At 66.2% G+C, this 23,731-nt stretch carries 19 protein-coding genes; 9 read left to right on the forward strand and 10 right to left on the reverse strand.

Features of this window, described 5'->3' with window-relative positions; translation table 11 throughout:
* Positions 1 to 8: 8 nt before the first annotated feature.
* From LF63_RS04015 to proC, 3 genes are all read right to left on the reverse strand, one after another.
* Complete coding sequence (locus LF63_RS04015) at positions 9 to 455, reverse strand: DUF4426 domain-containing protein (RefSeq protein ID WP_043099805.1); 447 nt, start codon at positions 453 to 455, stop codon at positions 9 to 11.
* Between the two features lie 61 nt (positions 456 to 516).
* Positions 517 to 1,095, reverse strand: coding sequence for a YggT family protein (locus tag LF63_RS04020; RefSeq protein WP_043099807.1), 579 nt, complete (start codon positions 1,093 to 1,095; stop codon positions 517 to 519).
* A gap of 21 nt (positions 1,096 to 1,116) precedes the next feature.
* The gene (proC, locus tag LF63_RS04025) at positions 1,117 to 1,932 is read right to left on the reverse strand and encodes a pyrroline-5-carboxylate reductase (protein ID WP_043099810.1); all 816 of its coding nucleotides are present in this window, start codon (positions 1,930 to 1,932) and stop codon (positions 1,117 to 1,119) included.
* A gap of 263 nt (positions 1,933 to 2,195) precedes the next feature.
* Here proC and LF63_RS04030 point away from each other — a divergent pair, with 263 nt between their 5' ends.
* Together LF63_RS04030 and LF63_RS04035 are read left to right on the forward strand one after the other, a co-directional pair.
* Positions 2,196 to 3,233, forward strand: a complete 1,038-nt coding sequence (locus LF63_RS04030) for a type IV pilus twitching motility protein PilT (RefSeq protein WP_043099812.1) — start codon at positions 2,196 to 2,198, stop codon at positions 3,231 to 3,233.
* Positions 3,234 to 3,387: 154 nt separating this feature from the next.
* On the forward strand, positions 3,388 to 4,539 hold the full coding sequence (locus LF63_RS04035; RefSeq protein WP_043099815.1) for a PilT/PilU family type 4a pilus ATPase: 1,152 nt from the start codon (positions 3,388 to 3,390) through the stop codon (positions 4,537 to 4,539).
* A 108-nt stretch (positions 4,540 to 4,647) separates the two neighbouring features.
* Here the strand turns inward: LF63_RS04035 and LF63_RS04040 are convergent, their stop codons facing one another.
* From LF63_RS04040 to gshB, 6 genes are all read right to left on the reverse strand, one after another.
* Positions 4,648 to 6,378 carry a hypothetical protein gene (locus LF63_RS04040; protein WP_043099817.1) on the reverse strand — a complete coding sequence of 577 codons (1,731 nt, stop codon included), beginning with the start codon at positions 6,376 to 6,378 and terminating at the stop codon, positions 4,648 to 4,650.
* 112 nt (positions 6,379 to 6,490) lie between these two features.
* The gene (locus tag LF63_RS04045; protein WP_043099818.1) at positions 6,491 to 7,417 is read right to left on the reverse strand and encodes an aspartate carbamoyltransferase catalytic subunit; all 927 of its coding nucleotides are present in this window, start codon (positions 7,415 to 7,417) and stop codon (positions 6,491 to 6,493) included.
* Between the two features lie 190 nt (positions 7,418 to 7,607).
* On the reverse strand, positions 7,608 to 8,036 hold the full coding sequence (ruvX, locus tag LF63_RS04050; protein WP_043099819.1) for a Holliday junction resolvase RuvX: 429 nt from the start codon (positions 8,034 to 8,036) through the stop codon (positions 7,608 to 7,610).
* Positions 8,033 to 8,596 (reverse strand): YqgE/AlgH family protein, encoded by a 564-nt coding sequence (locus tag LF63_RS04055; protein WP_043099820.1) that lies wholly within the window; start codon positions 8,594 to 8,596, stop codon positions 8,033 to 8,035. Before LF63_RS04055 ends, ruvX begins: the two co-directional genes overlap by 4 nt.
* Before the next feature lie 68 nt (positions 8,597 to 8,664).
* On the reverse strand, positions 8,665 to 9,534 hold the full coding sequence (locus LF63_RS04060) for a cell envelope integrity TolA family protein (protein WP_043099821.1): 870 nt from the start codon (positions 9,532 to 9,534) through the stop codon (positions 8,665 to 8,667).
* Positions 9,531 to 10,478: a glutathione synthase gene (gene gshB / locus LF63_RS04065; RefSeq protein WP_043099822.1), complete on the reverse strand. Its 948-nt coding sequence runs from the start codon at positions 10,476 to 10,478 to the stop codon at positions 9,531 to 9,533. Before gshB ends, LF63_RS04060 begins: the two co-directional genes overlap by 4 nt.
* 471 nt (positions 10,479 to 10,949) lie before the next feature.
* Between gshB and LF63_RS04070 the strand changes: the two genes are divergently transcribed.
* The 7 genes from LF63_RS04070 to LF63_RS04100 all read left to right on the forward strand — a co-directional run bounded on the left by LF63_RS04070 (position 10,950) and on the right by LF63_RS04100 (position 22,974).
* The gene (locus LF63_RS04070; RefSeq protein WP_043099824.1) at positions 10,950 to 11,306 is read left to right on the forward strand and encodes a response regulator; all 357 of its coding nucleotides are present in this window, start codon (positions 10,950 to 10,952) and stop codon (positions 11,304 to 11,306) included.
* A 28-nt stretch (positions 11,307 to 11,334) separates the two neighbouring features.
* Positions 11,335 to 11,700: a response regulator gene (locus tag LF63_RS04075; protein WP_043099825.1), complete on the forward strand. Its 366-nt coding sequence runs from the start codon at positions 11,335 to 11,337 to the stop codon at positions 11,698 to 11,700.
* Between the two features lie 12 nt (positions 11,701 to 11,712).
* A complete protein-coding gene (locus LF63_RS04080) occupies positions 11,713 to 12,255 on the forward strand; it encodes a chemotaxis protein CheW (protein ID WP_043103109.1) in 543 nt (180 codons plus the stop codon).
* A 34-nt stretch (positions 12,256 to 12,289) separates the two neighbouring features.
* A complete protein-coding gene (locus LF63_RS04085; protein WP_043099826.1) occupies positions 12,290 to 14,314 on the forward strand; it encodes a methyl-accepting chemotaxis protein in 2,025 nt (674 codons plus the stop codon).
* Positions 14,315 to 14,502: 188 nt separating this feature from the next.
* Complete coding sequence (locus LF63_RS04090; RefSeq protein WP_043099828.1) at positions 14,503 to 20,574, forward strand: hybrid sensor histidine kinase/response regulator; 6,072 nt, start codon at positions 14,503 to 14,505, stop codon at positions 20,572 to 20,574.
* Positions 20,575 to 20,581: 7 nt separating this feature from the next.
* Positions 20,582 to 22,507 (forward strand): chemotaxis protein CheB, encoded by a 1,926-nt coding sequence (locus tag LF63_RS04095; protein ID WP_043099830.1) that lies wholly within the window; start codon positions 20,582 to 20,584, stop codon positions 22,505 to 22,507.
* On the forward strand, positions 22,504 to 22,974 hold the full coding sequence (locus tag LF63_RS04100) for a chemotaxis protein CheW (protein WP_043099831.1): 471 nt from the start codon (positions 22,504 to 22,506) through the stop codon (positions 22,972 to 22,974). The genes LF63_RS04095 and LF63_RS04100 overlap by 4 nt, the downstream gene beginning before the upstream one ends.
* A 14-nt stretch (positions 22,975 to 22,988) precedes the next feature.
* On the opposite strand, the gene LF63_RS04105 is transcribed toward LF63_RS04100, so the two are convergent.
* The gene (locus LF63_RS04105; RefSeq protein ID WP_043099833.1) at positions 22,989 to 23,720 is read right to left on the reverse strand and encodes a 16S rRNA (uracil(1498)-N(3))-methyltransferase; all 732 of its coding nucleotides are present in this window, start codon (positions 23,718 to 23,720) and stop codon (positions 22,989 to 22,991) included.
* Positions 23,721 to 23,731 lie beyond the last annotated feature (11 nt).

Consider the following 23,731-nt stretch of genomic DNA (forward strand, 5'->3'; position numbering starts at 1 on the left):
CGGAGCGTTCAGTCGACGACGAACGCGTGCTGGAACTGGATGTGCTGCGAGGCGGCGCCGCGCGGCGTCACGTCCAGGTCGAAGCGCAGTGTGCCGCTGTGGCGGATCGTGAAGACGCCCAGATAGGAGATGCCGTTGTCGTCCTTCACTTCGCGCACGCGGATGCGCACCGGCGATCCGGCCTCGGTCATGGCGCGCGCCTGGATGTCGGCGGGAAGACTGGTCTCCGCGCCGTCCTTGCCTCGCGTCACGAGGATGTTCAGCAGTCCCTGATGGCTGTCGTGCTTGACGCCGAGCTGCTGCGCCGAGGACGCCGGCAGCGCCGTGGCGGGCAGGGCGTTGTAGCGGATCTGCAGATCGCCCTGCGTCCAGACGCCGTTCCCCGCGAGGGCGGCGGTCGACAACAGGCAGCCGGCGATCAGACCGAACGCTACGCGGAAGCGGGTCGAGCGCATGAGCGGACTCCGAGAGGACGATGGGGCTCTCATGGTAACGCCGCCCCGGCGCGCCTGCGCGTCAAGCGCCGACGATGAGGCTGCTGGCGTAGCCGATCAGCGGACCGGCGACCAGGATGCGCAGCAGCATCAGCACCAGGATCGCCACGGCCGGCGAGAAATCCAGGCCGCCCAGAGTCGGCATGCGCCGACGCAGAGGACGCATCGGCGGTTCCACCAACTGCGCCACGAAGCGCAGCAGCGGATGCCCCGGATCGCCGCCGAGCAGGCTGCCCAGCGACCACACGAAGATCAGCACGATGTAGACCAACAGGAACAGGTCCAGCAGCTGACCGAAGCCCAACAGCAGCCAGCCCGCCGGGTTCGGCAGGCCGCCGGCGAGCAGAAACTCCAGGCCCAGCTTGACCAGCTCCGCCAGCCAGGCGACCGCGATCGCCGCCAGGTTGATGTTGCGCCAGTTGCGCAGCACCCGCCGCAGCGGCGCCAGCACGGGGTTGGTGCTGCGGTAGACGAACTGGCTGATTGGGTTGTGGAACTGCACGCGCGCGGCTTCGGCGATCATGCGCAGCAGGAATAGCGTGGCCACGGCCCCGAAGACGAATTCGAGGATCAGCTGGGCGGCCTGCAGGAAGTAGCTCATGGCATGCGGCTCCGGGATTCGTCAGTCGTTTTCCTGGGCCAGCGCCGCGCCGCGATCCGCGCAGGCGTCGACCGCGCGCGCGACGATCTGGCGGATGCCGTCGCCGTTGAGGCTTTCCAGCGCCGCCTGCGTGGTGCCGTTGGGCGAGGTCACGCGCTTGCGCAGCGCGTCGGGCGATTCGCCGCTTTCGACCATCATGCGACCGGCGCCCATGCAGGTTTGCGCGGCCAGCTTGCGCGCCACCTCGCGCGAAAGGCCGCGCGCCACGGCGGCGTCTTCCAGCGCCTCGACCAGCAGGAAGTAGTAGGCCGGAGCGGAACCGGCGATGCCGGTGACGGTGTCGATCTGCGCCTCGTCTTCGACCCAGGCGGTGACGCCGGCCGTCTGCAGCAGGGTTTCGGCCTGCTCGCGCTGGATAGTGTCGACGCTGTCGGTGGCGAACAGGCCGGTCGCGCCCGCGCCGATCAGCGCCGGGGTGTTGGGCATGCAGCGCACCACGGCGGTGCCTTCGCCGAGCCAGCGCTGCAGCTGGTCGGTGCGGATGCCGGCGGCGATCGAGACGATCAGCGGCTTCGCCGTCGACACGGCCCCGGCCAGTTCCTTGCACACGCCCGGCAGGATCTGCGGCTTGACCGCCAGGACCACGACCTCGGCGCCCTCGACCGCGTCCCGGCCGTCGGCGAAGGTGCGTACGCCGAAGTCGCGTTCCAGTTCCTCACGGGCTTCCGCGCGCGGTTCGGCAATGGCGATCTGCCTGGGATCGACGCCGGTGCCGATCAATCCGCCGACCAGGCTGCGTGCCATGTTGCCGCCGCCGATGAAGGTGATGTTCTGCATGCCGTGACTCCTCTTTGATCGTGTTCCGACCGCCTGGGCGCAGCGTTTCCCGAAGCCCTTCAGGATGAGGTCGGGCGCTGCGCGGCGGCGTGCAATGCACCAGAGTATCCGGATTGGGCGCAAGGTCCCAAATCGCTTGTTGCACTGCGGTACATGTACGCACACACGTTCGCGGCCCGTGGTTATACTGATCCCAAGATAACGACTGTCGGCCACGCCGCCGGTCGACCGCCATAGAAATGTCTCCGCAAGGGGGAGTCTGCATGGACATTGCCGAACTGCTGGCCTTTTCGGTCAAGAACAAGGCCTCGGACTTGCATCTGTCCGCCGGTCTGCCGCCGATGATCCGCGTCGACGGCGACGTGCGCCGCATCAACACGCCGGCCTTCGATCACAAGCAGGTGCATGCGCTGATGTACGACATCATGTCGGACAAGCAGCGTCGCGATTACGAGGAATTCCTCGAAGTCGACTTCTCGTTCGAGATTCCCGGTCTGGCGCGTTTCCGCGTCAACGCCTTCAACCAGCAGCGCGGCGCGGCGTCGGTGTTCCGTACCATTCCGTCGGAAGTGCTGACGCTGGAAGACCTCGGCTGCCCGCCGATCTTCCGCGAGCTGATCGAGCAGCCGCAGGGTCTGATTCTGGTCACCGGTCCGACCGGCTCGGGCAAGTCGACCACGCTGGCGGCGATGATCGATCACATCAACAAGAACGAATACGGTCACATCCTCTCGGTCGAGGACCCGATCGAATTCGTGCACACCTCGCAGAAGTGCCTGATCAACCAGCGCGAAGTGCACCGCGACACGCATGGCTTCAACGAGGCGCTGCGCTCGGCGCTGCGCGAGGATCCGGACGTCATCCTGGTCGGCGAGTTGCGCGACCTGGAGACCATCCGACTGGCGCTGACCGCCGCGGAGACGGGCCATCTGGTGTTCGCCACGCTGCATACCAGCTCGGCGGCCAAGACCATCGACCGCATCATCGACGTGTTCCCGTCCGGCGAAAAGCCGATGGTGCGCTCGATGCTGTCCGAGTCGCTGCGCGCGGTCATCGCGCAGTCGCTGCTGAAGAAGGTCGGCGGCGGCCGTATCGCGGCGCACGAGATCATGGTCGGCATCCCCGCCATCCGCAACCTGATCCGCGAGGACAAGGTGGCGCAGATGTACTCGGCGATCCAGACCGGTCAGCAGTACGGCATGCAGACCCTGGACCAGTGCCTGCAGGACCTGGTGAAGCGTGGCGTGGTCACGCGCGAGCAGGCCCGCGCCTACGCCAAGAACAAGGAAATCTTCCGCTGATTCCATCGCGGCCGGCGTCCCGAATCCGGCCGCGTGAACGCACTACACTCGGGGCACAATCCAAGCGAGCGGGGCGCCGGCCTCGCCGCGCGGCGCAGCGGTCCGCAAGGGCGCGGCGCCGAACGGCAAACCGGTACTCGCGGGAGCCTTCATCATGGCCGAAATCGACTTTTCCTCCTTCCTCAAGCTGATGGTGCACAAGAAGGCCTCGGACCTTTTCATCACCGCCGGCGTGTCTCCCTCCATCAAGGTCAACGGACGTATCGTGCCGGTGACTCAGCAGCCGCTCACGGCGCAGCAGTCGCGCGACATGGTGCTCAACATCATGACGCCAAACCAGCGCGAGGAGTTCGAGAAGACCCACGAGTGCCAGTTCGCGATTTCCGCGCAGGGCGTGGGCCGCTTCCGTGTCTCGTGCTTCTACCAGCGCAACTGCGTGGGCATGGTGCTGCGTCGCATCGAGAGCAAGATTCCGACCACCGACGAACTGGGCCTGCCGCCGATCATCAAGCAGTTGGCGATGACCAAGCGCGGCATCATCATCTTCGTCGGCGCCACCGGCACCGGCAAGTCGACCTCGCTGGCGGCGATGGTCGGTCACCGTAACCAGAATTCGACCGGCCACATCATCACCATCGAGGACCCGATCGAATACGTGCACAAGCACGAAGGCTGCATCATCACGCAGCGCGAGGTCGGCATCGACACCGATTCCTGGGATAACGCGCTGAAGAACACGTTGCGCCAGGCGCCGGACGTGATCCTGATCGGCGAGGTGCGTACCCGCGAGACGATGGAGCACGCCATCAACTTCGCCGAGACCGGCCATCTGTGTCTGTGCACCCTGCACGCCAACAACGCCAACCAGGCCATCGACCGCATCATCCACTTCTTCCCCGAGGACCGGCGCCAGCAGTTGTTCATGGATCTGTCGCTGAACCTCAAGGGCATCGTCGCGCAGCAGCTGATTCCGACGCCGGACGGCAAGGCGCGTCGAGTGGCGATGGAGGTCATGCTGGGCACGCCGCTGGTGCAGGACTACATCCGCCAGGGCGACGTGCACAAGCTCAAGGACGTGATGAAGGAGTCCAACAACCTGGGCATGAAGACCTTCGACCAGAGCCTGGTCGAGCTCTATCACGCGGGCGAGATCAGCTACGAGGACGCGCTGCGTCATGCCGACAGCGCCAACGAAGTGCGCCTGAAGATCAAGCTGGCGCAGGGCGGCGACGCCAACAGCCTCAGTCAGGGCATGGACGGTGTGGAACTGGTCGATTCCGAGGAAGACCGCGTGCACCGCTTCTGAGCGAGACGCCGGGCCTCGGCCCGGAGCGGCTCGGTGACCGACCGCACATCGACGGGACATGAAAAAGGGCGCACGCGGCGCCCTTTTTCATGTCCGGAACGGGCCGGGTCAGTGATGCCACACGTCCGCATCGACGGTCACGCCGTCGTCGTCGGCGTGGAAGGTCTCGATCACGTTGTCGATACGCTTGGCCTGATCCTTCATCTGCTGCATCTGCTTGGCGGTCTGCTTGGCCTGCGCGGCGGCTTCGGGGTCGTCGCTGTTGGCGATCGCGCCCTGCATCGACGCGGTGGCCTTGTCGGCCATCAGGTCGATCCACTTGCGGTACATCGAGCCATCCATGCGGAAGGCCAGCAGCGTGCCGGTGGAGCCGGCCGAAGCCTTCATGTCGTCGGCCAGGCGCTGTTCCTCGCCCGTTCCCACGGCCAGGCCCAGCAGATGGTCGGTCATCGCGGCCCAGGCGGGCGTGCTGCCGGCCATCTTGGTCAGGTCCGCGGGCAGGGCGACCGGCTTGCCGTTCTTGTCGAGCTTCATGGTGCTGAGCGCCGGGACGCCCATCTGCGCCATCGCCAGCATGCCTTCCGGATTGTCCGAGGCGATCAGCACGCGACCGGCAACGTCGGGAATCTTGCTGCTGCTGCCGGCGGCGGGTATCTCCAGGCGATCGATCATCAGACGCAGACCGCGCAGGTCGTTGATCGGCGGCACGGCCGTCTTCTGCACCGCCATGCGCAGCTTGCCGAAGCCTTCGTTGAGCTTGACCAGCGCGGGGCAGGTAAACGGCTTGGCGGCCACGGCATCGGCCTGCGCCATCCAGAAGCTGCGGAACTCCTTCACCGGCATGCCGAACGTGACGTCGAGGGGCGCCGCGTTCTTGCTGTCCATGCCGGGCAGACCGATGTCGATGCCGGCAAAGGTCTTGGCGATGTCCGACGCCAGCGCGATGTTGACGCGGTAGCCGATGTGCTTGGGTTCGACCGTGGTCAGGCCGAAGCTGACCATCGGCACACGCGCGGCCATGCGCGCGAAGTCGGCTTCGCAGCTGGCTGGCAGCTTGGCCGCAGCCTCCGGCGCATTGGCCAGCAGCGCCTTGACCATCGGGTCCTTCTCGCCGGCGATCAGTGCGGGCCACTGGCGGAAGTCGATGTAGCTGACCGAGTAGGGCTTGTAACCCTTGGCATCGGCGAGCTTCTCCACCCGATCGGTGTCCTGGACGCTCTTGTCCGGATGCTTCAGGCCCAGCGCCATGCGCATCATGTCGGGCGAGGCGTCGGCCGGCAGCAGCGCCAGCACGGCCTTCTTGTCCTGCACGGAGGAGAGGAAGCGCAGCTTCGCCTTGTCGCCGAAGTCGGCGTAGCGATAGGTGACCTTGTCCAGCGTGCCCTGGGTCAGCGAGGCGCCGAGCGCTTTCTCGATGCGCGCGACGAAGCCTTCGTAGGCCTTGGGATCGCTGAGCTGGAAGCGCATGACCGGGCTCATGCCCAGGCCGTACAGGGCGGACAGGCCGTCCGGGTCCAGGCCCATGTGCTGGATGCCTTGTTCCAGGGTGCGGCCGTCGAATTCATCGGCGAACACGTTGAGCAGGGCCGCGAGCTTGGGGTCCTTTGCCTTCAGTTTCTCGGTGCCCATGCGGATCTGGTCGACCTGCATCTGCAGTTGCTGATCGGCCTGCTTGTAGATGGCCGCGCGCACGTCGGCCGGCATCGGCTTGAGATTGGCGATCAGATACGGCGTGTTGTCCGGCACGTAGGACAGCGGTGTGTCGGATGCCTTGTGACTGCACGCGGCAAGTGTGACGACGAGCAGCGCGCCGCTCAGCGCGCGAAGTTTCCCTTTCATGATGTACCCCCAGGCGAATGCAATGATCCCTGTCCGCATTATGCATGCGGTCCATGGATCGAACAGTGACAGGTGTAATGGGCCATTCGGCCTAGCCGGGCGCCGATCCGGCTCAGCGGCCGAGCACCTCGGCCAGCACGGCCATGCGCACGAACACGCCGTTGCCGACCTGCTCGAGAATGCGCGACTGTGCGCCGTCGGCAACGTCTGGTGCGATTTCGATGCCGCGGTTGATCGGGCCCGGGTGCATGACCAGGCAGCCGGGTGCGGCGCGCTTCAGACGCTCGCTGTTGAGGCCGAAGCGCTCGAAGTAGGCGGATTCGTCGGGAAGCAGCGTGGCGGCCATGCGCTCCTTCTGCAGGCGCAGCATGATGATGACGTCGGCGCCTTCGACAGCCGCGTCGAAATCCTCGGTGAAGTGGCCCTGCGGCACGTCGTCCGGCTCCGGAAGCAGCGACTCGGGACCGCACAGACGCAACTCGCGCACACCCAGCGCGGTGAATGCGTGGATGTCCGAGCGCGCCACGCGCGAGTGGCGAATGTCGCCGCAGATGGTGACGGTGAGGTTGTTGAAGTCGGGGCGATGCTGGCGGATGGTCAGCGCGTCGAGCAGGCCCTGGGTCGGGTGCGCGTGGTTGCCGTCGCCGGCATTGATCACGGATACGCCGCTCATGGCGTGACGCACCATGAACTCCGGCGTGCCGGTCTCGCGATGGCGCACGATGATGGCGTCCAGATGCATCGCTTCCAGCGTGTGCAGGGTGTCGAGCAGCGTCTCGCCCTTGTTGGTCGACGAACGCGCGATGTCGAAGTTCACCACGTCGGCGCCGAGCCGCCGCGCGGCCAGCTCGAACGAAGTGCGCGTGCGGGTGGACGGCTCGAAGAACAGATTCAGCACCGTGCGCCCGTGCAGCAGGTCGAGCTTGCGCGTGCCGTGCAGACTGGCATCGCGCATGCGCTCGGCGCGGTCGAGCAGGCGGGTGATGCAGGCGCGATCGAGTTGGGCCAGCGAAATGAGGTGATGCAGGCGCGTGCTCATGGAAATCCGGGCGGGCGAAGTCGGCACATTGTAGGCGCGTGGGCGGCGACTTGCAGCGTCTGAATGGTTGCGTCAAACCAGGATGGGCATATCGCATCTAGACCATGTGGCCCCGCTTTTCAATTGAAGTTTGCCGGATAGCGCAAGGCGGATGTCGAGGATCGATGCAAGGGATCCTAGTCGTGATCTTCTAGTCGTGATCTTCGCCATGCAACCAACGTTCGAGAATGACGGCGGCGGCATCGGCGTCGATGCGCTGTCCGTCGCTGCGGCGTCGGGCGCCGGCGCGGCGGGCGTCGGCGAAGCTGCGGGCGGCTTCCTGCGAGCTGTTGCGTTCGTCGCACAGGTGCGGGGTGAGTCCGTAGCGTTTGCGCAGGCGGTTGGCGAAGGCGCGGGCGGTGCGCGTCATCGGCTGTTCTTCGCCGTCGAGGGTGAGCGGCAGGCCGACCACGACCGCTTCGGGCTGCCATTCACGGAACAGACGGTCGAGTTTGTCCCAGTTCGGTTCGCCTCCTCGCACCGCGACCACATCGAGTGCGCGTGCGGTAGCGGTGAGGCGATTGCCCACGGCGACGCCGATCAGGCGGGTGCCGACGTCGAAACCGAGGATGCAGCTCATGCGTGGCCGGCGTAACCGGTCAGCTGGGTCGGGTCGACACCGACCAGTCCGGCGGCATCTATCCAACGTTCTTCCAGCGGCGCGTCGAACACGATGCGGGCGTCGGCTTCGGCGGTCAGCCAAGCATTTTCCATCAGCTCGTTCTCGAGCTGACCTGCGTCCCAGCCGGCGTAGCCGAGCGCAACCACGGCGCGCGAGGGGCCCTCGCCGGCGGCCATGGCGACCAGGATGTCGCGTGAGGTGGTGACCGACCAGGAGGCGTTGATGCGGTAGCTGGATTCCCAGTGCCCCTCGCCGGTGTGCAGCACGAAGCCGCGTTCGGGCTGCACCGGTCCGCCGAGGAGCACGGGCATCTCGGCGATGCGCGGCTCGCGGCATTCCAGCTGCATCTGCGCCAGCACGTCGCCGAGGCTGAATTCGGACAGGCGATTGATGAGCAGACCGATGGCGCCGTCCTCGCCGTGCTGGCACAGCATCGCCACGCCACGCGAGAAATGCGGGTCGGTCAGGGCCGGCATGGCGATCAGGAACTGGCCGGCAAGGGTGTGGGGGCTTTCCATGGCTGCATTGTACCGGGCGCGCACGTTAAACGTGTCGATACGGCGCGTTCACATTTCGCCGTCCGGGGTCAGCGGGTCTGCAGCGTGCCGCCGCGCAGGAACTGGTAGGTGCGGGTGATGTTGAGTTCGTCGAAATGCTCGCCCGTGCGCGGGATCGGCGGGAACGGCGCGGCCATGCGCACGATGCGCACGGCCGCGTCGTCGAGGATCTTGCGGCCGGAACTCTCGATCACCGCGATGCGCTTGATGGAACCGTCGCGGCGCAGCACCACGGTGAGAATCAGACTGCCGCTGTAGCGGCCGGTGCGGGCGGCGTCGGGGAAGTTCAGCGTGCCCACGCGTTCGACGCGCGAAGCCCATGCCTGCATGTAGGCCGCGTAGGCGTACTGGCGCGTGCTGGAGTTGATGTACTTGATCTTCGGCCGCTTGGCCAGGCGCGATTTCTCGGCGCGGATCTGCGCGGCCAGGCGCGCCATTTCCAGACGGCGCTGGATCGCCACGCGATCCGGCTGCAGTTCGGTGTCCGGGTGGGCGTGACGGTCGCTGCTGCTGTCGATGCTCTGCGGCGAATCGCCGGTGGTGGTGACCAGATGCGCGCGGCTGGCTTCGCTGGGCGGCGGGGCGGCCGGCTGGATCGGGCGCGGCGCGACGCCGGGATCGGGTTTCGGCAGCGGTGTGGAGAATGGCTGCGAAGGGCGGTGCGCGCGGTCGCTTTCGCCGCCGCCCTGGTTGTTCGCCTGGGCCAGGAAGTCGGCCTTGTCCGGCGCTTTCTGATTGGCGGTGTTGAGCAGGGTGACGTCGAGCGCCGGCAGCCGCGCCTTGGGTTTCGGATAGGCGAAACTGATGCCGAGCACGACCAGGCCGTGCAGCAGCAGGGAAAACAGCAGGGTCGCGCCGAGCATGTCGGCACTGCCGGGCCCGCGCGCAGTGGAACTCACGAAAGGTTTTTCTCGATGGCGTCGAACATCAGGCCTGCAATGGTAAGCCCGAACTGCGCGTCGAGTTCGCGGATGCAGGTGGGAGATGTGACGTTGATCTCGGTCAGGTAGTCGCCGATGACGTCGAGGCCGACGAAGGTCAGGCCACGGCGGCGCAGGTCCGGCGCGACCTGTTCCACGATCCAGCGATCGCGATCGCTCAGCGGCACGCCCTCGCCGCGGCCGCCGGCGGCGAGGTTGCCGCGGAATTCGTCGCCCTGCGGAATGCGCGCCAGCGCGTAGGGAACCGGTTCGCCGTCGACGACCAGGATGCGCTTGTCGCCGGCGGTGATCTCTGGAATGAAGCGCTGCGCGATGGCCAGGCGCGTGCCATCGACGGTCAGGGTTTCCAGGATCGAGTTCAGGTTCGGGTCGCCGCGGTGGCTGCGGAAAATGCCGCGACCGCCCATGCCGTCCAGCGGCTTGAGCACGACCTGGTCGTGTTCCGACACGAACTGACGCAGAGCGTCGGGTTCGCGCGCGACCAGCGTCGGCGCGCAGCACTGAGGAAACTGCAGGGCGTAGAGCTTTTCGTTGCAGTCGCGCAACGCCTGCGGGCGATTGACCACGCGCACGCCCTCGCGCTCGGCCAGTTCCAGAATCATGCTGTCGTAGATGAATTGCGCGTCGACCGGCGGGTCCTTGCGTTCCAGCACGATGTCGGCGTCGGTCAGCGGACGCCACGCGGCGCCGCCCAGGGTGAACCAGCCCTTGGCGTCGTCGCGGACCTCAAGCGGCGCCATGCGCGCCCAGGCCTTGCCGTCGCGCACGGCCAGGTCGCCCTGCTCCATGTACAACAGGCTGTGGCCGCGACGCTGCGCTTCCAGCAGCATCGCGAAGGTCGAATCCTTGGCGATCTTGATGGACTGTATCGGGTCCATCAGTACGGCAACAACGAGCGGCATGGCGGTTCCTGGGTATGGAAGGCGGGGGGCGGGTAGCTTGCCGTCCTCGTGCGGCGGCAGGCAAGTCGGCCGCAGTGTCGCATGCTACGCGCGCTTGGCCCCGTTCTTGCAGTACCTCGTTGGGACGGGGCGGGTGTGTCCGGGCATGCCCGAAGTCGTGAAAGTCTGGTAACGTGATCGGGGGTGACTGAAGCCTGTATCGGGGTGGATGCACGTAAGGCTTTGGGCAACAAACGCTTGCAGCTTCAACTTGACAATTTTCATAAACAAGCGTTAAACAGCCTAGAATCCGGCTGTTTCGTGCGCTTTGGCGCCGTCTGGGGTACACGGGCGGACGTGCGCGCGGGACGCCGACTCAGGATTGCTGCTGACGATCATGATTACGAATATTCCCGAGCCCTCGACCGGGCCGCAGGGGGGCGGTAAGTGAACGACTCTGTCGAAAAAGGCAGCCTGGCCGGGCTGCGGGTGATGGTCATCGACGACTCCAAGACCATTCGCCGTACTGCGGAGACCTTGCTGAAGAAAGAAGGCTGCGACGTGCAGACCGCAGTGGACGGCTTCGAGGCGCTGTCGAAAATCTCCGATCTGAAACCGCAGATCGTCTTCGTGGACATCATGATGCCGCGCCTGGACGGCTATCAGACGTGCGCGTTGATCAAGAACAACCGCCAGTTCCGCGCCACCCCCGTCATCATGCTCAGTTCAAAGGACGGCCTGTTCGACAAGGCGCGTGGCCGCATTGTCGGTGCCGAGCAGTACCTGACCAAACCATTCACGCGCGACGAATTGCTCGAAGCCATTCGTCGCCACGCCGTGACGGCGTGAGATCGGCATAGAGAGCACAGGGGCTTTCATGGCAAACATACTCATCATCGACGACTCGCCGACCGACATCCGCGTGTTCACGATGCAACTCGAAAAGGCCGGGCATCAGGTGTCCAGCGCCAACAGTGCCGAAGAAGGCATCGAAAAGGTCAAGCAGGACATGCCGGACATGGTGATCATGGATGTGATCATGCCGGGCATGAACGGTTTCCAGGCTACGCGCATGCTCAATCGCGACCCGGCGACCAAGGACGTTCCGATCCTGATCATCACCACTAAGTCGATGGAAACCGACCGCGTGTGGGGACTGCGTCAGGGCGCGCGCGACTTCATGACCAAGCCGGTCAGCGAGAAAGAGCTGTTGGCGCGGATCGAGAAGTTGCTGGCCGCATAAATGAGCGAGGCGATGAACTCAACGGCATTCACGCCCTTCGAGCAGCTGGCCGATTACGAGCGCCGCAGTCTGGCGCACGTGGCCGGCGAGCCCGAGCAAATCGAGAACCCGGGCCTGTGGCGCGGGATCTGCTTCCGCGTGGGCAAGCGCCTGTTCGCCAGCAGCATCGGCGAGATCAGCGAACTGCTGGTCAACCAGCCGCTGACGCACGTGCCGGGCACGCGCGACTGGATGCTCGGTATCGCCAACATCCGCGGCAACCTGGTGCCGGTGGTCGATCTGGGGCGCTTCCTGTTCGACCAGCGCACGCAGGCCACCGACCGCAGCCGTCTGCTGCTGGTGCGCCAGCATGGCGGTAACGTCGGTCTGCTGGTGGACGAGATCATCGGACAACGCAGCATCGGCGACGAACATCGCGATGCGGCATACGAAGAAGAAGACGAACGTGTCGCCCGTTTCGTGAGCGACAACGCAACCGTAGGCGAGCAGCGCATCGGCATGTTCAGCATGAACCGGCTGACGCGGGCTCCGGACTTTTTGCAGGCGGCGCTGTGATGCGCAATTCCATGTCGATGGGTGAGGTAAGGCTATGAGTACGACAACGGGGGGTTCTGGTAAGGAGCGCAGCAACATCGGCGTGATTATCCTGCTTGCATTGATGATCATCATTGCGGCGGGCAACTTCTACCTGCTGAACCGCAAGAACAGCGAAGAACGCCAGGCGGTGGCTCTGACCACCCAGATCCAGGTGCTCTCGCAGCAGACCGCCAAGTACGCGCTGGAGTCCTCCAGCGGCAACATCGACTCGTTCAAGGAACTGCAGTCGACGCGCAACGCCATCGATGTGGACGTGCAGCATCTGCTCAAGGGCGATGCGCAGAGCGACCTGCCGGCCTATGGCGAGAACGCCATCACCAGCCGCCAGGTGAAATCGCTGAGCAACGCCTGGAGTCAGCTCGACGGCGACATTAGCAAGATTCTCTCGAACCGCGGCCTGGTCGTGGATTCGTCGCAGAAGGCGTCCACCTTCACCCAGCAGATGCCGGTGCTGAACTCCAGCATGGAGCAGGTCGTCAACATCCTGCAGCAGAACGGCAGCTCGTCGCAGACCTACACCGCATCCCGCCAGCTGGTGCTGGCTGACCGCATGATGCGCCGCGTGCAGGAAATCCTGCAGGGCGGCGAGAACTCCCAGGGCGCCGCGGACGGCCTCTCCCGCGACGCGCAGCTGTACGGCGCGGTGCTGGACGGTTTGATCAAGGGCAACAGCGACGTCGGCGTGCGCGCCATGAGCAACGCCAATGCGCGCAAGATTCTGGACGACATCGAAACCAAGTGGACGGCGTTGCAGGACCCGGTCAACAAGCTGGTCTCCGCCGCCGCCAACCTGCAGGCCGTGAAGGGCGCAGGCAACCAGGCTTCGCTGGATTCGCAGACCGTGCTGCTGCGCGCCAACGACGTCTCCACCGCCATCGGCAAGCTGCCGACCGCGCGCCTGTTTCCGAACATCTGGCTGGGCCTGATCGCCGCCGCCGGCGCGGTGCTGTTCGCCATCCAGTTGGTGTTCTCGCAGGGCCGCGAGCAGAAGCGCCGCCTGCAGGTCACCAACGAGCTGAACCAGCGTAACCAGGAGGCCATCATGCGCCTGCTGGACGAGATGGGCTCGCTGGCCGAAGGCGACCTGACCGTGAAGGCCACCGTGACCGAGGACATCACCGGCGCCATCGCCGACTCGGTGAACTTCGCCGTGGAAGCCCTCCGGTCCCTTGTGACGACGATTAACGAGACCGCCGTGCAGGTGTCGGCCGCCGCCCAGGAGACGCAGGCCACCGCCATGCACCTGGCCGAGGCCGCCGAGCACCAGGCGCAGCAGATCACGTCCGCATCGGCCGCCATTTCCGACATGGCCACGTCCATCGACCAGGTGTCGAAGAACTCCGCCGAGTCGGCCGACGTGGCGCAGAAGTCGGTGCAAATCGCTTCGCGCGGCGCCGCCGTGGTGCGCGAGACCATCGAAGGCATGGACTCGATCCGCGATCAGATTCAGGAAACCTCGAAGCGAATCAAGCGACTGGGTGAGTCGTCGCAGGAAATCGGTTCGATCGTCGAACTGATCAACGACATTGCCGAACAGACCAACATTCTGGCCCTGAACGCCGCCATTCAGGCGGCCTCGGCGGGTGAGGCGGGTCGCGGCTTCGCGGTCGTGGCCGATGAAGTCCAGCGCCTCGCAGAACGTTCCGCCAACGCCACCAAGCGAATCGAAACGCTGGTGCAGACCATTCAGTCCGATACCAACGAGGCGGTCAGTTCGATGGAACAGACCACCGCGGAGGTGGTGTCCGGTGCCCGCAAGGCCGAGGACGCCGGTACCGCACTGGGCGACATCGAGCGCGTGTCGAACGATCTGGCCGAACTCATTAACGGCATCTCGGTGGCGGCGCGCCAGCAGTCCTCGGCGGCGACCAACATCACCACGACCATGAACTCGATTCAGGAAATCACGTCGCAGACCTCGATGGGCGCGAGCCAGACGGCCGAATCGATCGGCAACCTGGCCCAGCTCGCCAACGACCTGCGCCGTTCGGTGGCCGACTTCAAGCTGCCCGCCTGATCGTCGCCGAAACAGCATGACGGAGGGGCTCGAACCAAGGCCGAACCCCCGCACAACATAACGAATCGCCGTGAATGCGCGGTGATTCCCGGAAACAAGCGTTGCGGAGGTGTAGGCATGTTCAAACACGTTGCAGGACATCGTCCAGTAACTTGTCTGGAGCCTCGCCAAAGGGGGCGCGAGAGCGCATGAGACTAGAAGACGACATCGATTTCACCACGCTGAACTGGGTCAAGTCCGAGCTTGACGAGGCGCTTCAGCGCGCCCGCGATTCGCTCGAGGCGTATGTCGAGAACCCGGACAGCGGCCTGATGCGCACCTGCGCCGAGGTCCTGCACCAGGTGCAGGGCACGCTGCGCATGGTCGAGCTGTACGGCGCGGCGATGGTGGTGCAGGAGATGGAGCAGCTGGTCGCTGCGCTGCTCGACAACAAGGTCGAGAACCGCGACGAAGCCTATTCCGCCCTGATGGGCGGTCTGGTGCAGCTGCCGGACTATCTGGAACGCCTGCAGAGCAGCCATCGCGACGTCTCTGTGGTGCTGTTGCCTCTGCTCAACGAACTGCGCAGCAGCCGCGGCGCGGAATCGCTGCACGAGTCGGTGCTGTTCACGCCGAACCTCGACGCACCGCTGCCGGCGTCCGCGCCGGGCGTGCCGGTGCCGATGTCGCCGGAGGCGCAGAAGCGCGCCGTGACCGAGTTGCGTCAGCAGTTCCAGCAACCGCTGCTGGCCTGGTTCCGCGGCCAGGGCGGCAAGCAGAGCCTGGCGCAGATGCGCGACACGATGGATGCGCTGGCGGGCAAGTGCCACAGCGTCGCCGGTCGCCGTCTGTGGTGGATCACCGCCGGTGTGCTCGACGGCATGATCGAGGGGCACCTGGAAGAACATTCGGCCGAGGTCAAGCAGCTGATCGGTCGCGTCGATCGCGCGATCCGCGTGCTGATCGACGAAGGCGAAATCGCGCTGGCCGACGGCCACCCGGTCGAGCTGGCGCGGCAACTGCTGTACTACGTGGCGCGCGCGACTCCGGGCTCGCAGCGTCTGGCCGCGATTGGCCAGACCTACGGTCTCAACCACCTGCTGCCGGATGCTGCCGAAGTCGAGCATGCGCGCAGTTCGATGACCGGTCACAACCGCGTTCTGCTCGACACCGTTTCGCAGGCCATCAAGGAGGATCTGCTGCGCGTCAAGGATGCGCTGGACCTCTATCTGCGCCAGCCGAGCGGCGATCCCGCGCAGTTCTCGGGACAGGCCGATCTGCTCGACCGCGTGGCCGATACCCTCGGCATGCTGGGCCTGAACGTGCCGCGCCGCGTGGTCGGCGAGCAACGGCGCATCGTGCAGGACATCGCGTCCGGCACGCGCCCGGCGGACGAGGAAACCCTGCTCGATGTGGCCGGCGCCTTGCTGTACGTGGAAGCGTCGCTGGACGACCACATCGAAAGCCTCGGCGCCGATGGCGGCCAGGGCGAACCGAGCGAGGACGACGAGGACGCATTCGAGACCATGCTGCCGCGCAGCGAGGCGCGTCAGGTGCTCGGCACGCTGATGCGCGAATCGGTCGGCAGTCTGGGCAAGGTGAAGGACGCCATCGTGGCCTTCATCGAGTCGCCGTGGGACCACCAGCATCTCGAAGGCGCGCCGAACACGCTCAGCGAGATCGCCGGCGCCATGCGCATGCTGGGCGAGGAGCGCCCGGGCGAACTGCTGGACGGCGTGGGCCGCTTCATCGACAACGAACTGGTCATCGAGAAGCGCATCCCGACCACCGAACAGATGGACAAGCTGGCCGACGCGCTGGCTTCCCTGGAGTACTACCTCGAGGCGGCACGCGATCGTCGCGGCGGTCTCGAACACATCCTCGATGTGGCCGAACAGGCGCTGCGGGATCTCGGCTACTGGCCGGTGCCGCCGCGGCGTGCGCCCGAGCCTGCCGCGGCGGACGAGCCGACGGCCGCGACGGAGACGACCGAAGCCGCCGCGCCGAGCGAGAACCTGACCGAGACGGTCAGCGTTGCGCCGGGCGCGGACCTGCACGACCTGGTGATCGGCGAAGCCGCCCAGCTCGACGAGCGGGCCCAGGATGTCACGGGCCTGCACCTGACCGACACCGAAGCCACCGGCATGCCGGAGAGCGACGACTGGATCGAGATCGAGGAAGAAATCGAGGAAGACGGTTTCGCGCCCGATCCGCTGGCTGCCGAGGCCGGTTTCCAGGGCACCACCGACGAGATCGACGCCGAAATCCGCGAAGTCTTCCTGGAAGAGGTCGAAGAAGAGATCGAAGGCTTGCAGCAGCGACTGGACAGCTGGAAGCAGAAACCCGAGGACCATGACCGGCTGACGCCGATCCGGCGCGCCTTCCACACGCTGAAGGGTTCCGGCCGCCTGGTCGGCGCCCGCGTGCTCGGCGAGTTCAGCTGGAAGGTCGAGAACATGCTCAACCGCGTGCTCGACGGCTCCATCGCGCCGGATGCGAAGGTGGTGGCGCTGATCGATCATGCCGTGGCCGCGCTGCCGCAGTTGCTGGGCGCGTTGCGCGGCGATGCCGCGCCGACGGCGCCGCTGTCCAAGATCATGGAAGTGGCCGAGCGACTGGCTGCCGGCGAATCGCTGGATGTCGAGGCCGAACTGAAGCCGACGGGCGAGCGCGTGAAGCGCATCGTCAAGCGCCGCGTGCCGCGCGTGCAGACCGAAGTCGAGGACATCCCGGCCGCCGCATTCGTCGACACGACGCATGGGGACGAGGCGTCCGGGCGCGTCGCGGACGACGACATGATGGCCATGCCGGCGCTGCCGCCGATGGACCCGGTGTTGCTGGAAATCCTGCGCAGCGAGATCGCGCAGCATCTGGAGACGGTACAGACCGCGCTGGAGACCGCGGGCGACGGCGAGCTGAAGGTCAACGAGCCGCTACTGCGCGCGGTGCACACCATGCACGGCGCCATCGCGATGGTCGAAGTGCCGCTGCTGTCCGAAGTGCTGTCGCCGCTGGAGGGCTACCTCAAGCGCCTGCGCGCGAGCGAAACGCTGATGCCGCGCGAGGGCTGCGCGGCGATGCGAGAAGCCGTGCAGGTGACCGAACAGGTCGCCGCGCAGTTCGATGCCTCCGAACCGCTGTTGCCGGAAACGGCCGCGCTGGTGCAACGTTTGTGCGCCCTGCGCGACACGCTGGCCGAGCCGAACCTGGCGCACGTGGTCTACGGTCACGACCTGCTGGACGAAGCTGTGTCCGAGGCGGAAGACGCGTTCGAGACCGAGGCGAGCCAGCCGGAAAACGTGGCGGCGGAAGAGCATGCGGAAGAAGACACGTTCGACATGGCCCGTCTCGAAGCCGAGATGGCGTCGGCGTTGTCGTCGGACTCGCTCATCGAGCCTGACCTGACGACGGACGACGCGCAGCCATTGACCCTGGGCGACGAGGACGAAGCGGACGAGACGCCCGCGGCGACGATCTCGCTCGAGGATGCGTTGACCGAGACCGACGTCGAAGACACGCACACGCAGGTCGAAGACGCGCGGGAAGACTTGCCGGAAGACACGCAAGAAGAAACGCAAGAAGAAACCTCGGCATCGACAGAGGAAGCCCCGGAGCTGTCCGCCGAGGACGAAGCGGTCGACGCGGCGGAACCCGCCGACACAACGCTGGTCGAGGCGTTCGCCGAAGACGCCGACACTCATGCCGAGGATGCGGCCGCGGAACCGTCGGCCGAACCCGAAGTGTTCGCCGACAGCGAGGAAGATCGGGCCGCCACCGCGCAGACCGTCACCGCCGAGTCTGCGCCGGCGCCTGCCCCGGCGACGTCCGCACTGGGCGACTTGCCGGAGGACTACGCGTTTCCCGACGACCCGCAGCCCGAGGGCGCGCTGGACAAGCCTGACCTCGACGCCGATCTGCTGGAAATCTTCATCGAGGAAGGTCGCGACATTCTCGACCATTCCGACAGCGTCATGGCCAAGCTGCGCGAAGCCCCGCAGGCCCGCGAGTACATGGTCGACCTGAAGCGCGATCTGCATACGCTGAAGGGCGGTGCGCGCATGGCCAGCCTCGAGGAAATCGGTGGCCTCGGCCACGCGATGGAAACGCTGCTGGAGGCGGTGGATGCCGGTCACGCCAGCATCGACCCCATCACCATCGAATCGCTGGAGCGCGGCTTCGACCGTCTGCATGCGCTGGTGCAGCGCGTCGGCAACGGTCAGGCCGTCGCCATGCCGGACAAGGCGATTGCCTACTTCGAGGCACTGGCGCGCGGCGAGAAGGTCGTCGCGGTCGCTCCGGGCACGACGGAAGAACCCGAATCCGCGGAAGTCGTCGTGGAGAGCGCTCCGACACCGAGCGAGCCGGTGGCCGCCGAGCCGCCGCGCCGCCGCCCGCCGCCGCTGATCGACGAAGAGGAGCTGTCGCGCGCGCCGCAGGAAATGATCCGCGTCCGTGCCGAACTGCTCGACTCGCTGGTCAACTACGCCGGCGAGGTGTCGATCTACCGCGCACGCCTGGAACAGCAGGTCAGCAGTTACCGCTACAACCTGGTCGAGTTCGAGCAGACCGTCGACCGTCTGCGCGATCAGCTGCGCAAGCTGGAAATCGAAACCGAAGCGCAGATCATCGCCCGCTACCAGCGCGAGAACGAGGACGCCGGCCAGGCCAGCTTCGATCCGCTGGAGCTGGACCGCTTCTCGCAGCTGCAGCAGTATTCGCGTGCGCTGGCCGAGTCCGTGGCCGATCTGGTGTCGCTGCAGACCATGCTCGACGACATCACGCGCCAGTCCGAGACGCTGCTGCTGCAGCAGTCGCGAGTGAGTTCGGACTTGCAGGAAGGTCTCATGCGCACGCGCATGGTGCCGTTCGACTCCATGGTGCCGACCCTGCGCCGCACGCTGCGTCAGGCGTCGACCGAAGTGGGCAAGCGCGCGCAACTGCGCGTGACTGGCGCCCACGGCGAAATGGACCGCAACCTGCTCGAGCGCATGAAGGCACCGTTCGAGCACATGATGCGCAATGCGCTGGCGCACGGCATCGAGTCGCCGGACGATCGCGCCAGGGTCGGCAAGCCGGCCGAGGGCACGGTCGCCATCGACGTGAGCCGCGATTCCACCGAAGTACTGATCCGCGTGCAGGACGACGGCGCCGGCATCGATCGCGACGCGATCCGCCGCAAGGCCATCGAGCGCGGACTGCTGCGCGAGGACGCGAAGCTGTCCGACCGCGACCTGTTCGGGTTCATCCTGGAGAGCGGTTTCTCCACCGCGCAGTCGGTGACCCAGCTCGCCGGACGTGGCGTCGGCATGGACGTGGTTGCCAACGAAATCAAGCAGATGGGCGGCACGCTGACCATCGACTCGCAGCGTGGCCAGGGCACCACCTTCAACATCCGTCTGCCGTTCACGCTGGCGGTGACGCAGGCCATCATGGTCAAGGTCGGCGAACTGACCTTCGCCTTGCCGATGACCTCGGTGCAGGGTGTGGCGCGCATCAGCCGCGAGGAACTGAAGCGCCGCCTGAGCGAGGAGAATCCGACGTTCACCTACGCCGGCGAGGATTACGGCATCCACGATCTGGCGCAGCTGCTGGACGTGCCGGCCGGTCATCTCGTCGACGACATGCAACCGCCGCTGCTGCTGGCGCGAAGCGGCGACCTCCGGGCCGCCGTGCGCATCGACAGCGTGATCGGTTCGCGCGAAATCGTGGTGAAGTCCGTCGGTCCGCAGATCAGCTCGGTGCCGGGCATCTTCGGCGCCACCATCATGGGCGACGGTTCGGTCGTGATGATTCTGGATCTGGCGCCGCTGGTGCGTCACGGCGTGGCGCTCAAGCAGCACGCCGAGGCGCAGGACGAGGCTGCACTGCAGGCCAAGCTGCCCACCGCGCAGTCCGAGCAACGCGTCAATCCGCTGGTCATGGTGGTCGACGATTCGATCACCATGCGCAAGGTCAGCGGCCGTATTCTGGAGCGTCACGACTACGAGGTCAGCACGGCGAAGGACGGCATGGACGCGGTCGAGAAGCTGCAGGAGCGCGTGCCCGACGTCATGCTGCTCGACATCGAGATGCCGCGCATGGACGGCTACGAGCTGGCGACCTACATGAAGAACGACCCGCGCCTGAAGGACGTGCCGATCATCATGATCACCTCGCGTACCGGCGAGAAGCATCGTCAGCGTGCGCTGGATATCGGCGTCGAGCGCTACCTCGGCAAGCCCTACCAGGAAGCCGATCTGATCGCGAACATTCGTGAGCTTCTGGGCGATTCCGCGGAGTGAGCACGGCATGAGTTCCACGAACACCACGAACAGCGGCCCGGGCGTCGCGCTCCTGTTCGAGGACGCCGACCTCAGCGCCCACCTGCGTCAGGCGCTGATGGATGTCGGCGCGCGCATCGTGCACGAAGGGCCGGCGACGAAGGCCACGCGTGAGGATCTGGCCGGCAAGGGCGCCGAAGTCGTGGTGGTCAATCTCGACGCCACGGTCGAAGAGCATCTCGACGCGCTCTACGACATCTTCGACGAGGATCGCCAGCGCATCGTCTTCAACGAGGCCGAGGCTTCCAGTGGCTTGTCCGGCTGGGATCAGGCGCGCTGGGCGCGTCATCTCGCGGCCAAGCTGGTGAACGCACTCGACGTCGATCCGCCGCGTCCGGCGGAAGCGCGTCCGGTCGAGGCGCATCCGACCGAGATGCTGCTGCCCGACGAGGCGATGCCCGAAGCGCCGCACATCGAATCCGACACGCCGCCCGACGCGGATGCGTCGGAGGCCACGAGCGCGGCCGAATCGGACGCGTTGACCGCCGAACTGGAAGCGCTGCTGGCCGAGGACGGCGATCTGCTGGGACAACTCGATGCCGGCGACGCTCCGGCATCGCCGCAGCCGAGCATCGATCTCGAACTCGACGAGGGCGACGTCAGCGAGGCCGATCAGGAGGCCATCGAGGCGATTCCCGATGTTGCCGTGTCGGCGGTACCGGTCGAGGATGCTTCCGAATCGGCGCCTGAGCCCATCGCCGGCGATGTTTCGCCGCATCTGGACGAAGGCATCGCATTCGACACCGGCGCCGACGATGGCCTGGAAGATGCCCTGCGCATGTTCGACGAGGCAATGGCCACCGGCGAGGATGCGCCGGCGCCGGATTTCGATCCGGCCCAGCTCGGCGACGTGGCGACGCGTCCGCAAGAAGACGCGGCGGACGACGAAGAGGACGCCGCTCCCGATCGCGAGCGGACCAAGGACGTCATCGTCGAAGATCGACAGATGCAGCCCAAGGGCAGTCCGTATACCTTGCTCGACCTCGACGATCAGGGGACGACGCACAGCGATACCGCCGCGCCGACCAAGGTCGAGCCGCCGAAGGCCCCGGACTGGGACCTGGTGGATTTCGATCTGGATACGTTCGATGCGTCGCCCGCGGCTGCACCGGCCGCCGTCGACAAGGTGGATCCGGCGGATTTCGGCATCGAGAAGATGTCGGCTTCCGACTACCTGGCGCCCGACGCCGAATCGGAAGATGGCGCGGCGAGTATCGAACCGCATTTCAGCCTGGAGCTGGAGCCGATCGAACAGGCCATTGCGCCGAAGATGATGAGTGACAGCGGCCACGAGATGATGCTCGATGGCCACGGCGAGGGCATCCGTCGCGCGGTGGTGGTGGCGGCCGGTAGCAGTGCGGAGGCGCGTGCGAGTCTGCGCGACTTCGTTGCGGCGCTGCATCGCATGCCCGAAGCCGTGATGATTGGCGTCGTGCATCAGCAGAGCGGCGACGATCTTCAGGCCCTGGCCCGCGAACTGGGTGAAGTCAGCAAGGTGCTTCGCGTACGCGTGCCGGAGAACGTGGATCGCGTGCGCCACGGCGAGCTGCTGCTGGTCCCGCTCGGCAAGCAATCCGCGCTGGAACGCCAGGGTCGCATCCAGCTGCTGGACACCGCCGAGCAGCCGCTGGCCAATCCGTCGATCGATCTGAGCATGACGATGGTCGCACAGGAGATGGGTGCGGACGCCATGGCCGTGGTACTGGCCGGCGACGCCATCGACGCGCTGGCCGGCGCGCAGGCCATCAACGACTGTGGCGGCCGCGTATGGACGCTGGATCCGGCCGACTGCACCGACAACACGATGGTTTCGGTCATCTGCGAAGAGCAGCTGGCGCAATACACCGGCTCGTCCGCCGGGCTGGCTGCACGACTGCTCGAGGTATTGTCATGAACCAAGCGCTGCCACGCGAAATCCGGGGCGTTCTCATCACGGTGAGCGGCGGTCGTCTGCTGCTGCCCAACGCCAGCGTCAGCGAGGTCATCACCATGTCCACGCCGGAACCGGTGGAGGGTTCGCCGGACTGGATGCTCGGTCGGGTGAACTGGCGCGGCTGGCGCGTGCCGCTGGTGTCGTTTCCGGGCCTGGTCGGCTGGCCGAAGGCCGAGGGCGCGCTGAACTCGCGCGTCGCCATCATCAAGGCGCTGGGCGGCAATCCGCGCATGCCGTTCTTCGCGATGGTGACGCAGGGCTTCCCGCGCCTGACCGCACTGAGCGACGACGTGATTCTGCCGACCGGTGACCCGGAGACGCTTCCCGAAGGCATCAGCACGCAGGTCATGGTGCGTGACGACGAGGCGTATATTCCCGACCTCGGCACCATCGAGCGGAAAATCGCCGAGGCGCTGGAAAGCGTCTGAACCGACGCCTCGCGTCAGAGATCGCCGAACTGCGTTTGCAGCGCCGCCAGTCCCGTCAGACCGGCGGTTTCCGTGCGCAGCACGCGCGGCCCCAATTGCAGCGCCTGAAAACCGGCGCCGCGCAGCGCGTCCAGGTCGCGTTCGCCCCAGCCGCCTTCGGGACCGACCGCCAGTAGCGCGGCGGATGCGGTGAGCGTCAGATCGCGTGTGCGCTTGCCTTGTTCGGGCAGCAAGGCCAGGCGTGCCGCATCGCCTTGCAGTGCTCCCAGCCATGTCGTCAACGACTGCGCCGGCTCGATCAGCGGAACACGAGCGCGCCCGGATTGTTCGCAGGCGCTGATTGCCACGGCTTGCCAGTGCGCGAGTCGCTTTTCGGCACGCCGTTCGTCCAGACGCACTTCACTGCGTTCGGTATGCAGCGGCACGATGCGTGTCACGCCCAGTTCGGTAGCCTTCTGCACGATCCAGTCCATCTTCTCGCCGCGGGCGATGGCTTGCGCCAGCGTAAGCGTCAGCGGCGACTCGTTCGCCACCGGGGTCGCCTCGTGCAGCGCGACATCGGCGTTGCGTTTGCCGACGTTCTCCAATGCGCCCTCGTAATCGTGTCCGTCGCCGTTGAACAGCGTCACGGGGTCGCCGTCACGCATCCGCAGCACGCGCACGGCGTGCTCGGCGGCGCTGTCGGGCAGGGCGATGCGCGTGTGGGCTTGAAGCGGCAGGTCGACGTGAAGGCGGATGCGGCGCATGGCGAACGTGG

Source organism: Oleiagrimonas soli (genome assembly GCF_000761445.1).
GTDB lineage: Bacteria > Pseudomonadota > Gammaproteobacteria > Xanthomonadales > Rhodanobacteraceae > Oleiagrimonas > Oleiagrimonas soli.

Bases quoted from the DNA above. Each gene is read 5' to 3' on its own strand.
- LF63_RS04015 (WP_043099805.1), bottom strand. From the start codon at position 455: ATGCGCTCGACCCGCTTCCGCGTAGCGTTCGGTCTGATCGCCGGCTGC.
- gshB (WP_043099822.1), bottom strand. From the start codon at position 10,478: ATGCCGCTCGTTGTTGCCGTACTGATGGACCCGATACAGTCCATCAAG.
- LF63_RS04105 (WP_043099833.1), bottom strand. From the start codon at position 23,720: ATGCGCCGCATCCGCCTTCACGTCGACCTGCCGCTTCAAGCCCACACG.
- LF63_RS04080 (WP_043103109.1), top strand. From the start codon at position 11,713: ATGAACTCAACGGCATTCACGCCCTTCGAGCAGCTGGCCGATTACGAG.
- LF63_RS04095 (WP_043099830.1), top strand. From the start codon at position 20,582: ATGAGTTCCACGAACACCACGAACAGCGGCCCGGGCGTCGCGCTCCTG.
- LF63_RS04035 (WP_043099815.1), top strand. From the start codon at position 3,388: ATGGCCGAAATCGACTTTTCCTCCTTCCTCAAGCTGATGGTGCACAAG.
- LF63_RS04085 (WP_043099826.1), top strand. From the start codon at position 12,290: ATGAGTACGACAACGGGGGGTTCTGGTAAGGAGCGCAGCAACATCGGC.
- ruvX (WP_043099819.1), bottom strand. From the start codon at position 8,036: ATGAGCTGCATCCTCGGTTTCGACGTCGGCACCCGCCTGATCGGCGTC.
- LF63_RS04045 (WP_043099818.1), bottom strand. From the start codon at position 7,417: ATGAGCACGCGCCTGCATCACCTCATTTCGCTGGCCCAACTCGATCGC.
- LF63_RS04040 (WP_043099817.1), bottom strand. From the start codon at position 6,378: ATGAAAGGGAAACTTCGCGCGCTGAGCGGCGCGCTGCTCGTCGTCACA.
- proC (WP_043099810.1), bottom strand. From the start codon at position 1,932: ATGCAGAACATCACCTTCATCGGCGGCGGCAACATGGCACGCAGCCTG.
- LF63_RS04030 (WP_043099812.1), top strand. From the start codon at position 2,196: ATGGACATTGCCGAACTGCTGGCCTTTTCGGTCAAGAACAAGGCCTCG.
- LF63_RS04090 (WP_043099828.1), top strand. From the start codon at position 14,503: ATGAGACTAGAAGACGACATCGATTTCACCACGCTGAACTGGGTCAAG.
- LF63_RS04070 (WP_043099824.1), top strand. From the start codon at position 10,950: ATGGTCATCGACGACTCCAAGACCATTCGCCGTACTGCGGAGACCTTG.
- LF63_RS04075 (WP_043099825.1), top strand. From the start codon at position 11,335: ATGGCAAACATACTCATCATCGACGACTCGCCGACCGACATCCGCGTG.
- LF63_RS04020 (WP_043099807.1), bottom strand. From the start codon at position 1,095: ATGAGCTACTTCCTGCAGGCCGCCCAGCTGATCCTCGAATTCGTCTTC.
- LF63_RS04100 (WP_043099831.1), top strand. From the start codon at position 22,504: ATGAACCAAGCGCTGCCACGCGAAATCCGGGGCGTTCTCATCACGGTG.
- LF63_RS04055 (WP_043099820.1), bottom strand. From the start codon at position 8,596: ATGGAAAGCCCCCACACCCTTGCCGGCCAGTTCCTGATCGCCATGCCG.